Source organism: Kribbella sp. NPDC051936, assembly GCF_040680955.1.
Classification (GTDB): domain Bacteria; phylum Actinomycetota; class Actinomycetes; order Propionibacteriales; family Kribbellaceae; genus Kribbella.
The window spans coordinates 285,645-297,946 of record NZ_JBFAXS010000007.1; the positions used below are offsets into that span (position 1 = coordinate 285,645).

Below are 12,302 nucleotides of genomic sequence, written 5' to 3' on the forward strand. Positions count from 1 at the left end.
TAACGACGTACCGGTCGGACGGATGCTCGGGGCGTGAGCACAACAGAGCGTCCCGTCCCGCGCTGGGCCTACCGCCTCGCGCACGCGATCCCCTTCCTCACCCTGCCGTCCGGCCTGTGGCGACTCGGACTGGTCTTCGGCTCGTCGATGGGCATGCTCGACGACGCCCGCCAGCCGGCGCACCTGATCGGGTTCGGTCAGAAGCTGTACGTGGTCTGCCTGACGATCTTCTCCGAGCTCGTCGCGCTGACCGCGCTCGGCCTGGTCAGCCGGTGGGGCGAGATCGTTCCGCGGTGGATCCCGTTCATCGGCGGCCGTCGCGTCGCGCCGTACGCCGCGATCGTCCCCGCGGTGCTCGGGGCGCTGAGCCTGATCGCGATCTGGACCTACGGCTTCCGCGACGTGTTCTCGAAGGAGTTCATCCCCTTCTCCAGCACGCCGTGGGCAGCGCTGATGATCACGTGTTACGCGCCCTTGCAGCTGTGGGGCCCGTCGCTGCTGGTCCTCACCTGGGCCTACTACCGGCGCCGGGTCAGCGTGCCCGCGGTCGCGGTCTGAGCGTGGTCGCGGGCAGCGGCGGAGCCGGCAGCGGATCGCCGTCGTAGCCCGGGACCATACCGAAGCGGTCGTTGCCCGCAGCATCGATCGCGGCCTGCCAGGCGTCCCGGGCGGCGACGATCTCCTCGTGGTTGCGGCCGATGAAGTTCCACCACATCACCAGCTCCTCCTCGAACGGTTCGCCGCCGAGCAGCAGGAACCGCACACCGCCCTCGGCGGCGACGAGGTCGATCGCGTTCCGGCCGGCCCCCACGTAGACCATCTCGCCGAAGCCCGGCGTCAGGTCCCCGACCGCCAGCGATCCGTCGACCACGAGGACGGCGTACTCGTTGGACGGGGTCAGCGGGAGCGTCAGGGACCGCCCCGGCGCGACCGTGACGTCGGCCCCGACCAGCGGGGTGTACGCCGGTGCGGGCGAGGTGACCCCGGCGACGGTCCCGATCATCACCGTCACCTGCGCGCCGTCGAGGTCGAGCCGCGGCAGGTCGGCGTACGCGTTGAAGGCGGGCGGGGTCGTCGTACGGACAGCGTCCGGGAGCGCGACCCACAACTGGGCGCCGTGCAGCTTCGGCGGCGCGTCCGGCGTGGACACCTCGGAGTGCGCGATCCCGTTGCCGGCGGTCATGATGTTCAGCTCGCCGGGGCGGACGAGGGCGTGCGACCCGACGCTGTCGCGGTGCTCGATCTCGCCCTCGAACAACCAGCTCACGGTCTGCAGACTCGTGTGCGGATGCGGCGGGACCTGCATACCGCGCTCCCCCGGTACGTCGTAGGAGTCGACGCGCCGGGTCAGGTCGTCCGGCCCGTAGTGGTCGACGAAGCACCACGCGCCGACCATCCGCCGGTTCTTGTTCGGCAGCAGCCGGCGGACAGTGGTGGACCGCCCCAGCACGACCTCCCGGCCCTCGAGCATCTCCAGCGCGGGCCCCTCACAGTCCGCGAATCCCAGGACCTCGGCCGGGTCCTTCTCCAAGTCGCTCATGATGCTGTCCATTCGACAAGTTTTTGCTGGTCCCAGGTGTTGACGACGCGGTCGGAGGTGACGCCGCAGTCCTCGGCGCGCTCGCAGCCGTAGACCTGCCAGTCCAGCTGGCCGGGGGCGTGCGCGTCGGTGTCGATCGAGAACAGGCAGTCCATCTCGACCGCCATCGCGAGCAGCCGCTTCGGCGGGTCGAGCCGCTCGGGACGGGAGTTGATCTCGACCGCCGTCCCGAACTGGCGGCACGCCTCGAACACCACCTCGGCGTCGAACTCCGACTCCGGGCGGGTCCCGCGACCGCCGGTGATCAGCCGGCCGGTGCAGTGCCCGAGCACGTCCACGTGCGGGTTCGCGATCGCGCGGACCATCCGCTCGGTCATCGGCTCGGACGCCATCCGCAGCTTGGAGTGCACACTCGCCACCACCACGTCGAGCCGGGCCAGGATCTCCGAGTCGCAGTCCAGCGAACCGTCGTCGAGGATGTCGACCTCGATCCCGTTCAGGATCGTGAAGCCGTCCAGCTCGTCCTGCAGCTTCTTGTTGAGCTCGGCAACGACCTCGAGCTGCTGCAGGCGCCGCTCGCGGGACAGCCCGTTGGCGACGGTCAGCCGCGGCGAGTGGTCGGTGAGCGCGATGTAGGAGTGCCCGAGCCGGTGCGCCGTACGGGCCATCTCCTCGATCGGGCTGCCGCCGTCCGACCACTCCGAGTGCAGGTGCAGGTCCGCCTTCAGGTCGGCGCGCAGGCCCTTGCCGGCCGTGGTCAGCTCGCCCGCCGCCTCCTCGAGCTTCACCAGGTACGACGGTGTGGCGCCGTCCATCGCCTCGACGATCACGGCTTCGGTCTTCGGCCCGATCCCCGGGAGCTCGGTGAGCGTCCCGGCCCGGCGCCGCGCCCGCACCTCGGTGGCCGGCAGCGCGGCGATCGTGTCGGCGGCCCGCCGGTACGCCTTCACCCGGTGCGTCGGCTGCCGATCACGCTCGAGGTAGTACCCGATCGCCCGCAACGCCGCGACCGCGTCCGCCACACCCGCCTTGTCCGTCATACGCCCATCTTCCGCCATTTGCCTGGTAGACCCATCAATTTGGGGGTTCTCCACCGTGAACGCAGGTGCAGAACCCCGCATTTGGCTGGTCAACCAGGCAAATTGGGAGGCTGGGCGCTGAGGGTGACGGGTGGGGTTAGGGTCTGGTGGTGACGAAGGCACATCTGGCGCGGGCCGAGCGGTTGCAGAACGCGACCGGTGCGCTGGCGACCGCCGCGATGGCGGCGATGGACGCGAAGCTGCCGTGGTTCGCGACGCTGTCCGCGCAGGACCGGTCCTGGATCGGCCTGGTCGCGCAGTCCGGGATCTCCGCGTTCGTCGAGTGGTTCCGCGACCCCGAGGCGCACTCGTCGATGCCGACCCGGATCTTCGGGTCCGCGCCGCGAGAGTTCACCCGGGTGATCTCGCTGCACCAGACCGTCGACCTGGTTCGCACCACGATCGAGACCATCGAGAACACCATCGGCACTCTGCTGCCGCCGGACGACGTGCCGATCGTCCACGAGGCCATGCAGCGCTACGCTCGCGAGGTCGCGTTCGCCGCCGCGACCGTCTACGCGCAGGCCGCCGAGATGCGCGGCGCCTGGGACGCCCGGCTCGAGGCGCTGCTCGTCGACTCCGTGATCCGCGGCGAGGCCGACGAGTCGGTCCGCTCCCGCGCCTCGGCGCTCGGCTGGACCGGAGCCGTCGGTACGACGGGATCGGCCGAGGTCGCCGTGGTGGTCGGCCGCGCCCCGGTCGCCGAGACGCCCCCGGCGAACAACACCGGCTCGAACGTCGCGGACATGGTCCGGCACGCGGCGCGCGAGGCCGGCGCTGACGCACTGTGCGCGATCCAGGGCGACCGGCTCGTCGTCGTACTCGGCGGTACGAGCCAACCTGTCGAGACCGCACAAAAACTCGCCCGCTGGTTTGGACCCGGCCCGATCGTCGTCGGGCCGGTCGTGAAAGACCTGATGTCGGCCGTGACCTCGGCCCGCGCCGCCGTCGCCGGTCTGCGCGCCGCGGCGGCCTGGCCGGGCGCCCCGCGGCCGGTGCCGGCCGACGACCTGCTCCCGGAGCGGTCACTCTCCGGAGACGGCCACGCCCGCCGCCAGCTCGCCACCGAGGTCTACGGCCCGCTCACCGTGGGCGACGGCGTGCTCCTCGACACGGTCTCGGCGTACCTGGACTCCGGCGGCTCGATCGAGGCGACCGCCCGGGCGATGTTCATCCACGCCAACACCGTGCGGTACCGGCTGAAGCGTGTGGCGGACCTCACGGGCTACAACCCGCTGAATCCCCGCGACAGTTTCACACTGCGTGTCGCACTGACCTTGGGTCGCCTGCTGCATCCCGAGCCCGGATCCACCGTTTTGTAGGATCTCCACAAAAGCGGCCCGGTAGAATTCGTGCTCGCCGTGCGGCTCGCGGCGGGCCCGGCTGAGGGAGAGTTGTCACGTGCTCGTCATCGTCGCGCCCGGTCAGGGTGCCCAGACCCCAGGTTTCCTCGAGCCGTGGCTGGCCGATCCCGTCTTCGAGAGCCGGCTGAACTGGCTCTCCGCGGTCGCCGGTCTCGACCTCGCCCACTACGGCACCGAAGCCGACGCGGACACGATCCGGGACACCGCGATCGCGCAGCCGCTGCTGGTCGCCTCCAGCATGCTGGCCGCGCTGGCGGTCTTCCCGCACCCCGCCGACGCCTTCGCGAAGGTCGGCGCGGTCGCCGGGCACAGCGTCGGTGAGCTCGCCGCCGCGGCCGGCACCGGCGTCCTGACCGCCGAGCAGGCGATGGTCCTGGTCCGCGAGCGCGGCAAGGCGATGGCCGCCGCGGCCGCGCTGACGCCGACCTCGATGACCGCGGTGCTGGGCGGCGACCGCGACGAGATCCTGGCCAAGCTCGCCGAGCACGGCCTGACCCCGGCCAACGACAACGGCCCCGGCCAGATCGTTGCCGCCGGCACCGTCGCGGAGCTCGAGGCGCTGGCCGCCGACCCGCCGGCGAAGGCCCGGCTGATCCCGCTGTCGGTCGCCGGCGCGTTCCACACCCGGCACATGGAGCCGGCCGTGCAGACGCTGGCGAAGTACGCGACCGCGATCAGCACCCACGACCCACGGACGCGCCTGATCTCGAACCGCGACGGCCACGTCGTCCACGACGGCCGGGACGTCCTGCAGCGGCTCGTCACCCAGGTCAACGCGCCGGTCCGCTGGGACCTGTGCCTGCAGACGATGGCCGACCTCGAGGTGACCGGCATCCTGGAGCTGCCGCCGGCGGGCACGCTGACCGGGATCGCACGCCGCGCCCTCAAGGGCGTCGAGACGTTCGCGCTGAAGACGCCGGACCAGCTCGACGACGCCCGCGCCTTCGTCGACAAGCACGGCAGCCCGTCCGAGATCGACGCCACGCCGACGTGGCGGCTGCTCGTCGCCCCGATCAAGGGCACCTTCAGCCGCGCCGCGCAGACCGGTCGCGAGGCCGGTGACCACGTGGGCGCCGACGAGGTCGTCGCGAAGGTCAGCAGCCTCCGCGACGAGGTCGAGGTGACCGCGCCGCACGGCGGCATCGTGGTCGAGTGGCTCGTCGAAGAAGGCGACCCGGTCTCCCCCGGCCAGCCGCTGGTCCGCCTGCACCCCGCCGGGACCCCGGCATGATCACCGCGTCGACCGGCTCGACGTACGCCGGCATCCTCGGCATCGGCTCCTACCGGCCACGCCGCGTCGTACCGAACTCGGAGATCCTCGAGCACATCGACTCCAGCGACGAGTGGATCCAGACCCGCTCCGGGATCAAGGAGCGGCGCTGGGCCGAGGCGGACGAGACCGTCCTGATGATGTCGGTGCACGCGGCCAAGGACGCGATCGCCGAGTCCGGCATCGACCCGGCCGACATCGGCTGCGTGATCGTCTCGACCGTCACGCACCTCTACCAGACGCCGGCGATCGCGACCCGGATCGCGGTCGAGGTCGGCGCCCCGACGGCCGCGGCCTTCGACGTGTCGGCCGCCTGCGCGGGCTTCTGCTACGGCGTCGCGCTGGCCAACGACCTGGTCCGCGGCGGCAGCGCGAAGTACGTGCTCGCGATCGGCGTCGAGCGGCTCAGCGACCTGACCGACCGCACGGACCGCAGTACGGCGTTCATCTTCGCCGACGGCGCCGGCGCCGCGATCGTCGGGCCGACCGACGAGCCGGGCATCGGCCCGGTGGTCTGGGGCTCGGACGGCACACAGCACCAGGTGATCAGCCAGAAGGAGTCCTGGCAGGAGGCGGCCGGCAGCTACAACTGGCCGCACCTGCGGATGGACGGCAACCCGGTGTTCCGCTGGGCGTCGTTCGAGATGGCCAAGACCGCGCAGCAGGCGCTGGACGTCGCCGGGGTGAAGGCCGAGCAGCTCGACCTGTTCGTCCCGCACCAGGCGAACATGCGGATCACCGACGCGATGCGCCGCACGCTCAAGCTGCCCGAGCACGTCAAGGTCGCCCGCGACATCGAGCGCCAGGGCAACACCTCGGCCGCCTCGATCCCGCTCGCGATCACCGCGATGCGCGAGGCCGGCGAGGCCAAGAGCGGCGACCTCGCGCTGATCATCGGCTTCGGCGCGGGCCTCGTGTACGCCGCCCAAGTGATCCGCCTGCCGTAGTTCATAGTTGTCCGGGGCGGCTCAGGTGGCCGCACCGGCTGAAGCAACCAGCAGAAATCCGAAAGGGAACCCAAGAAATGGCCAGCACCGAAGAGATCCGTTCCAGCCTCGCCGAGATCGTGAACGAGATCGCCGGCATCCCGGTCGAGGACGTCCAGCTGGACAAGTCCTTCACCGACGACCTCGACGTCGACTCGCTCTCCATGGTGGAGGTCGTGGTGGCCGCCGAGGAGAAGTTCGACGTGAAGATCCCCGACGACGAGGTCAAGAACCTCAAGACCGTCGGTGACGCCGTCGCGTTCATCGAGCGCGCCCAGAACGGCTGACCTCGGTCACCGTGCTGGCCGGTGCTCATCGGGTCACACCGATGAGCACCACGCAGTACCCCTGAAGCACCCCCTGGAGTACCCGCAGTACCACCCCTCGCTCCCAACCGCAGAACTCTCATGTGAAGGATGAGGTAACCATGTCGAAGACCCGGGTCGTCATCACTGGGCTCGGTGCCACGACCCCGCTCGGGGGCGACGTGACCAGCACCTGGGAAGGGCTGCTGGCCGGCCGCTCCGGCGCGCGGCGGCTGACCGACGAGTGGGTGCAGAACCTGGCGGTGCAGATCGCCGCGCCGGCCGCGGTCGAGCCGACCGAGGTCATCGAGCGGGTCAAGGCCCGCCGCCTCGACCGGACCGCGCAGCTCGCCGTCGTCGCCGCCCGCGAGGCCTGGGCCGACTCCGGCCTGGCGGACTCCGGGCTCGACAAGGAGCGGCTGGGCGTCGCGGTCGCGTCGGGCATCGGCGGCCTGCACACCACGCTGGCGAACTACGACGCCCTGCGGTCCAACCCGCGCCGGGTGTCGCCGCTGGCGATCCCGATGCTGATGCCGAACTCGTCGGCGGCCTACGTCAGCCTGGAGTTCGGCGCGCAGGCCGGTGTACACACCCCGGTCTCGGCGTGTGCCTCCGGCAACGAGGCGATCTGGCTGGGCCTGGACCAGATCCGGCTCGGTCGCGCGGACGTGGTGATCGCGGGCGGCTCGGAGGGCGCGATCATGGCGCTGCCGCTGGCCGCGTTCGGGATGATGCAGGCGCTCAGCAAGCGCAACGACGAGCCGGAGAAGGCCTCGCGGCCGTGGGACGTCGACCGCGACGGGTTCCTGCTCGGTGAGGGCGCCGGAATCCTGATCCTGGAGTCGTACGAGCACGCCAAGGCGCGCGGCGCGAAGATCTACGCCGAGCTCGCCGGCGCCGGCATCTCCGCCGACGGCCACGACATCGCACAGCCCGACCCGACCGGTTCCGGCGCCCGCCGGGCGATGGAGCGGGCGCTGTCCGAGGGCGACCTGACCCCGGCCGACATCTTCCACATCAACGCCCACGCCACCTCGACGCCGCAGGGCGACATCGCCGAGTCGATCGCGATCCGGCAGGCGCTCGGCAAGGAGGCCGACCACGCGATCGCCACCGCGCCGAAGTCGATGATCGGCCACCTGCTCGGCGGCGCCGGCGCGGTCGAGTCGGTCGCCACCGTGCTCGCGCTGAAGAACCGGGTCTCGCCGCCGACCATCAACATCGACAAGCTCGACGACCAGATCGAGTTGGACGTCGCGACCGAGCAGCGCAAGCTGCCCGACGGCGACATCGCAGCGCTGAACAACTCGTTCGGCTTCGGCGGCCACAACGCCGCCATCGCCTTCAAGTCGGTGTAGCGATGACCGTTGCCCCGGCGAAGCCCGCCAAGCTTCCGCGCGAGCAGGACCCGCGGAACCCGGTCATCCGGCTCACCACGCTGCTGGATCCGGGCAGCCTGGAGCTGATCACCCCCGACAACCTGTCGGGGATGGTCGCGGCCCGCGGGACGATCGCCGGGGCGGCCGTCGTGGGGTTCTGTTCCGACGCCACCGTGATGGGCGGCGCGATGGGCGACGAAGGCTGCGACGTCGTCGTCAAGGCGTACGACGTCGCGCGGGCCGAGCAGGTGCCGATCATCGGGCTGTGGCACTCCGGCGGCGCCCGGCTGGCCGAAGGGGTGCTCAGCCTGCACGCGGTCGGCAAGATCTTCTACGCGATGACACAGGCGTCCGGGAAGATCCCGCAGATCTCCGTCGTCCTCGGCCCGGCGGCAGGCGGAGCGGCGTACGGACCGGCGCTCACCGACGTGGTCGTGCTGGGTCCGGAAGGCCGGATCTTCGTCACCGGCCCGGACGTGGTCCGCTCGGTCACCGGTGAGGACGTCGACATGCTCCGCCTCGGCGGCCCCGAGCCGCACGGCCGGCGGTCGGGCGTCGTCCACATCACCACCGACACCGAGGCCGACGCCCTCGAGCAGGCCCGTCGCCTCACCGATCTGCTCGCCAACCAGGGGTCCGTGGCCACGGACATCCCGGACCTCGACCTGTCCGGGTTCCTGCCCGAGTCGGCCAAGCGCGCGTACGACGTCCATCCGCTGGTCGGAGGGGTGCTCGACGAGGGAACCTCCGTCGAGCTCCACCAGCGCTGGGCGCCGAACATCGTCACGACGCTCGGCCGCCTCGGCGGCCGCACGGTCGGCGTGATCGCCAACAACCCGCTCCGGCTGGGTGGTTGCCTCGACGCCCTGTCCGCGGAGAAGGCGTCCCGGTTCGTGCGGATGTGCGACGCGTTCGGCGTACCGCTCGTCGTCCTCGTCGACGTCCCCGGCTACCTGCCTGGCGTCGGTCAGGAGTGGGACGGTGTCGTCCGGCGCGGTGCCAAACTGCTGCACGCGTTCGCGGAGTCCGTCGTACCGCGGGTGACGCTGGTGACCCGCAAGACGTACGGCGGGGCGTACATCGCGATGAACGCCCGCTCGCTGGGCGCGACCCGGGTGTTCGCCTGGCCGCGCGCCGAGGTCGCCGTGATGGGCGCGGTCGCGGCGGTTCGCGTCCTGCACCGGCGCAAGCTCGCCGAGGTGCCTCCCGAGCTCCGGCCGCAGGTCGAGGCCGAGCTCGCCGCGGAGCACGAGAAGATTGCCGGAGGCATCGACCGGGCCCGCGAGATCGGCGTCGTCGACGAGGTCGTCGAGCCCACCCGCACCCGCACCGCACTGGCCTCAGCGCTGGCGGGGGCCGAGGCGGACGGCCGTGTCCGCGGCAACCACGGCAACATTCCGCTCTAGACGGCTTGAAGGGCACGAACCCTGGGGTTCGTGCCCTTCAACGTGGTGCGGCCGCTGTTGTTAGACAACCACCGGGGGTGTCCCGACACCCGGTGGCCCAGCGGCCACGGCCCCTCCCACCCTTGTACAACGTCTGATGCTCAGTCTCATCGAAAAGTTCGGCGCTGTCCTGGCTTTCACAGGTTTCTTCTGAAGTTCTCAGGATCCGTTCAGACGACCTGATGCAGCCAGCGGACCGGGGCGCCGTCGCCGGCGTACCGGAACGGTTCGAGCTCGTCGTCCCACGGGCGACCGAGCAAACGCTCGACCTCCTCGGTCAGGTCGGCCTCGCCGCTCGCCGCCTTCAGCATCGCGGCCTTCAACCGCTCCTCGGGCACCATGATGTCGCCATGCACGCCGGTGGTCGCGTGGAAGATCCCGAGCTCGGGCGTGAACGAGTAGCGCTCGCCCTCGGCGCCGTTGCTCGGCTCCTCGGTGACCTCGAACCGCAGCTTCTGCCAGCCGCGCAGGGCGGAGGCCAGCTTGGCCGCGGTACCGCTCTCGGCCTGCCAGGACAGCTCGGCCCGGTACGTGCCCTGGGCCGCCGGTTGCGGAGTCCAATCCAGTTTCACGGGCACGCCAAGGATGCCGCCCGCGGCCCACTCGACATGCGGGCACAACGCTGACGGCACCGTGTGGACGTACAGAACGCCACGAGTCGTCGCCACCGGGACCTCCTGTGCTCGAGGGGCGCCTTCCCCAGCGTTCTCGAACAGCCGTCGATCCGGCGGATCTATCTCTTTACAGTTCTACAGGGCATCACAAGACACCCCGCGAAACTTCTGTACATCTTGCACCACCGCCCCCTGGAACACCAGTAACCTCGCCGTGTCAACCACATCACCGTCGTGTCGCGAACCTCAGGCGGTCAGCAGACCCGCGGCCAGGGTTCGGCGGGCTTCGTCGGCCCACCAGTCGAGGTCGGCCCGCTCGCGGGCACGGATCGCCGGGTCCTCGTGCTCGGCGGCATCCAGGGCCTTGTTCCAGCCCAGCCAGAGCAGGCCGGCCAGCAGCGCCAGGCGGAGGGCCGGCTCGTCGCGGCCGGCTTCGACCAGTTCGCGGAAGTCCTCGATCACCTGCTCGCGGGTCGCGTCGACCACCGAGGCGCAGCCCGCCAGGAACCTCGCCAGGTCGAGCGCGGCCGGCGCCTCCGCCGGCATGCTCCAGTCGAGCAGCGTCAGCCGCTCCTTCTCGAACGCCATGTTGACGGTCGCGAGGTCGCCGTGCACCAGCGTGCAGGGCCGGGCCTGCAACGCCTCCACCAGTGGTCCCGGCTGGGCGAGCAGCCGAAGCACGGGTTCGGCGACGTCGGGCGGCACCATGCCGGGGAACAGGTCCCACCCGCGCAGAACCAGTCCCGGCAACGGGTTGTCACCGCCGGCATGCGGCCGCACGCGATCCGGCGTGAACATGCCGACCAGGGTCGTCAGCGGAGTGAGGCTGGACGGGACGCGGCCCAGGAACCCGTCGTACATCGAGCCGACCGCGGCGAACAGCCGGCGGCACTGTTCCCGGCTGAGCCGGTCGTCCCAGCTGAGTACGGCGTCACCCAGGTCGCGCATCACCAAGACGGTGACGTCACCGTCCTGCCAGCCGTCGACGATCGTATGCCCGACCGCGGGCGGAAGCTGGTCGAGCACCCCGCTCGACCACATCAGGTATTCGCGCCCGAACGAGTCGCCCGACAGCGCCATCAGCAGGTCGGTATCGGGCGAGGACCGCTTCACGACGAGGCGCCGGCCGTCCGCCAGCACGAGCCGCTCCAGCGTGGCGCCGGACTTCCCGACGTGACCCGACATCGGCGTGCGCTCGACCGCGGTCTCCAGGTAATCGTGAGGTTCCACCCGTCCAGCGTCCGCCTGAACGGCCTGCCCCGCCAGGGTCAGGTCGAGGCGCGCCGGACCAGGCGGGTGGGAAGGATCAGCGGCGTCGGGTCCGCACCGGACATGACCGCGAGCAGCATCCGGGCCATCTCCCGGCCGAGCGCCTGGATCGGCTGACTGACCGTGGTCAGCGGCGGGCTGGTGTGGCGGGCGGTGCTGATGTCGTTGAAACCGACGAGCCCGACGTCGTCCGGCACGGTCCTGCCGGCGTCACGCAAAACCCGCAGGGCGCCGATCGCCATCTGGTCCGACGCGACGAACACGCCGTCGAGATCCGGGTGCGCGGCGAGCAACTCCTGCATCGCGCGCGTGCCGCCCTCCTCGGAGAAGTCGGCGTGCGCGACGCGGCCCGCGTCCAGGCCGGCCACTGCGAGCGCCTCCCGGTACCCCTTGAACCGCGCGGTGCCCGCGCCCTCGTCCATCCGGCCGGTGATGGTCGCGATCCGCCGCCGGCCGGTCGCGACCAGGTGCTCGGTCGCCAGCCGGGCGCCGCCGCGATTGTCGGCGTCCACGGAGTACCGCGGCTCGAAGTTCACCGGCGAGCCGCCGAACACCACCGGTACGTCGGCCTTCTCGGCGAGCTGCGCCAGCGGGTCGTCGCCGTGCATCGACATCAGCATCACGCCGTCGGCCTGCCGGGTCCGCAGCAACTGCTCGAGTCGCGTCTGCCCCCGGCTCGAGGTGGCCATCATCAGCATCAGCTCCAGATCGGTGTCCTCGAGCACCGAGCTGATCCCGATCACGACCTCCGCGAAGAACGGGTCCGCGAACACCTGCGCGTTGTCGCTGGAGATCGCCAGCACGACGGCGCCGGCCTGCTGGGTGGCGAGCGCGCGGGCCGTTGCGTTCGGCACGTATCCGAGATCGCTGACCGCCCGCTGCACGGCCTCCCGCTTGGCCTTGCTGACATGCGGGGCGTTGTTGATCACCCGGGACGCCGCCGACCGGGACACACCGGCCCGCTCGGCGACTTCGTCGAGCGTCACTTGGCGTTTCGGGAGGTCGGCCACCGGATCGTCCTTAACGATTGAGTGGCACGAGGGTAAACCAT

12 protein-coding genes are annotated in these 12,302 nt (G+C 71.0%); 7 read left to right on the forward strand and 5 right to left on the reverse strand.

Going from position 1 to position 12,302, the window contains the following annotated elements; genetic code table 11:
- Positions 1-33 precede the first annotated feature (33 nt).
- Positions 34-558, forward strand: a complete 525-nt coding sequence (locus tag AB0L64_RS25770) for a hypothetical protein (RefSeq protein ID WP_359932620.1) — start codon at positions 34-36, stop codon at positions 556-558.
- Here the strand turns inward: AB0L64_RS25770 and AB0L64_RS25775 are convergent.
- Both AB0L64_RS25775 and AB0L64_RS25780 read right to left on the reverse strand, forming a co-directional pair.
- Positions 533-1,540: a pirin family protein gene (locus AB0L64_RS25775; RefSeq protein WP_363713959.1), complete on the reverse strand. Its 1,008-nt coding sequence runs from the start codon at positions 1,538-1,540 to the stop codon at positions 533-535. The two genes, AB0L64_RS25770 and AB0L64_RS25775, sit on opposite strands and share 26 nt — an antisense overlap.
- A complete protein-coding gene (locus AB0L64_RS25780; protein WP_363713961.1) occupies positions 1,537-2,580 on the reverse strand; it encodes a PHP domain-containing protein in 1,044 nt (347 codons plus the stop codon). The genes AB0L64_RS25775 and AB0L64_RS25780 overlap by 4 nt, the downstream gene beginning before the upstream one ends.
- Positions 2,581-2,729: 149 nt before the next feature.
- Here AB0L64_RS25780 and AB0L64_RS25785 point away from each other — a divergent pair, with 149 nt between their 5' ends.
- The 6 genes from AB0L64_RS25785 (at position 2,730) to AB0L64_RS25810 (ending at position 9,329) form a co-directional block, all read left to right on the forward strand.
- A complete protein-coding gene (locus tag AB0L64_RS25785; RefSeq protein ID WP_363713963.1) occupies positions 2,730-3,941 on the forward strand; it encodes a helix-turn-helix domain-containing protein in 1,212 nt (403 codons plus the stop codon).
- A 79-nt stretch (positions 3,942-4,020) separates the two neighbouring features.
- Positions 4,021-5,214, forward strand: a complete 1,194-nt coding sequence (locus AB0L64_RS25790; RefSeq protein ID WP_363713965.1) for an acyltransferase domain-containing protein — start codon at positions 4,021-4,023, stop codon at positions 5,212-5,214.
- Positions 5,211-6,200: a beta-ketoacyl-ACP synthase III gene (locus AB0L64_RS25795; RefSeq protein ID WP_363713967.1), complete on the forward strand. Its 990-nt coding sequence runs from the start codon at positions 5,211-5,213 to the stop codon at positions 6,198-6,200. Before AB0L64_RS25790 ends, AB0L64_RS25795 begins: the two co-directional genes overlap by 4 nt.
- 77 nt (positions 6,201-6,277) lie before the next feature.
- A complete protein-coding gene (locus tag AB0L64_RS25800; RefSeq protein ID WP_130380551.1) occupies positions 6,278-6,526 on the forward strand; it encodes an acyl carrier protein in 249 nt (82 codons plus the stop codon).
- Positions 6,527-6,666: 140 nt separating this feature from the next.
- Positions 6,667-7,902: a beta-ketoacyl-ACP synthase II gene (locus tag AB0L64_RS25805; protein ID WP_363713970.1), complete on the forward strand. Its 1,236-nt coding sequence runs from the start codon at positions 6,667-6,669 to the stop codon at positions 7,900-7,902.
- A 2-nt stretch (positions 7,903-7,904) separates the two neighbouring features.
- Complete coding sequence (locus AB0L64_RS25810) at positions 7,905-9,329, forward strand: carboxyl transferase domain-containing protein (protein WP_363713972.1); 1,425 nt, start codon at positions 7,905-7,907, stop codon at positions 9,327-9,329.
- Between the two features lie 209 nt (positions 9,330-9,538).
- Here AB0L64_RS25810 and AB0L64_RS25815 read toward each other — a convergent pair whose 3' ends face one another.
- From AB0L64_RS25815 to AB0L64_RS25825, 3 genes are all read right to left on the reverse strand, one after another.
- Complete coding sequence (locus tag AB0L64_RS25815) at positions 9,539-10,036, reverse strand: DUF3145 domain-containing protein (protein ID WP_363713974.1); 498 nt, start codon at positions 10,034-10,036, stop codon at positions 9,539-9,541.
- A gap of 192 nt (positions 10,037-10,228) precedes the next feature.
- Positions 10,229-11,212 (reverse strand): hypothetical protein, encoded by a 984-nt coding sequence (locus AB0L64_RS25820; protein WP_363713976.1) that lies wholly within the window; start codon positions 11,210-11,212, stop codon positions 10,229-10,231.
- Positions 11,213-11,250: 38 nt separating this feature from the next.
- Positions 11,251-12,261, reverse strand: a complete 1,011-nt coding sequence (locus AB0L64_RS25825) for a LacI family DNA-binding transcriptional regulator (protein WP_363713978.1) — start codon at positions 12,259-12,261, stop codon at positions 11,251-11,253.
- Between the last annotated feature and the right edge of the window lie 41 nt (positions 12,262-12,302).

Bases quoted from the DNA above. Each gene is read 5' to 3' on its own strand.
- AB0L64_RS25795 (WP_363713967.1), top strand. From the start codon at position 5,211: ATGATCACCGCGTCGACCGGCTCGACGTACGCCGGCATCCTCGGCATC.
- AB0L64_RS25800 (WP_130380551.1), top strand. From the start codon at position 6,278: ATGGCCAGCACCGAAGAGATCCGTTCCAGCCTCGCCGAGATCGTGAAC.
- AB0L64_RS25810 (WP_363713972.1), top strand. From the start codon at position 7,905: ATGACCGTTGCCCCGGCGAAGCCCGCCAAGCTTCCGCGCGAGCAGGAC.
- AB0L64_RS25805 (WP_363713970.1), top strand. From the start codon at position 6,667: ATGTCGAAGACCCGGGTCGTCATCACTGGGCTCGGTGCCACGACCCCG.
- AB0L64_RS25775 (WP_363713959.1), bottom strand. From the start codon at position 1,540: ATGAGCGACTTGGAGAAGGACCCGGCCGAGGTCCTGGGATTCGCGGAC.
- AB0L64_RS25780 (WP_363713961.1), bottom strand. From the start codon at position 2,580: ATGACGGACAAGGCGGGTGTGGCGGACGCGGTCGCGGCGTTGCGGGCG.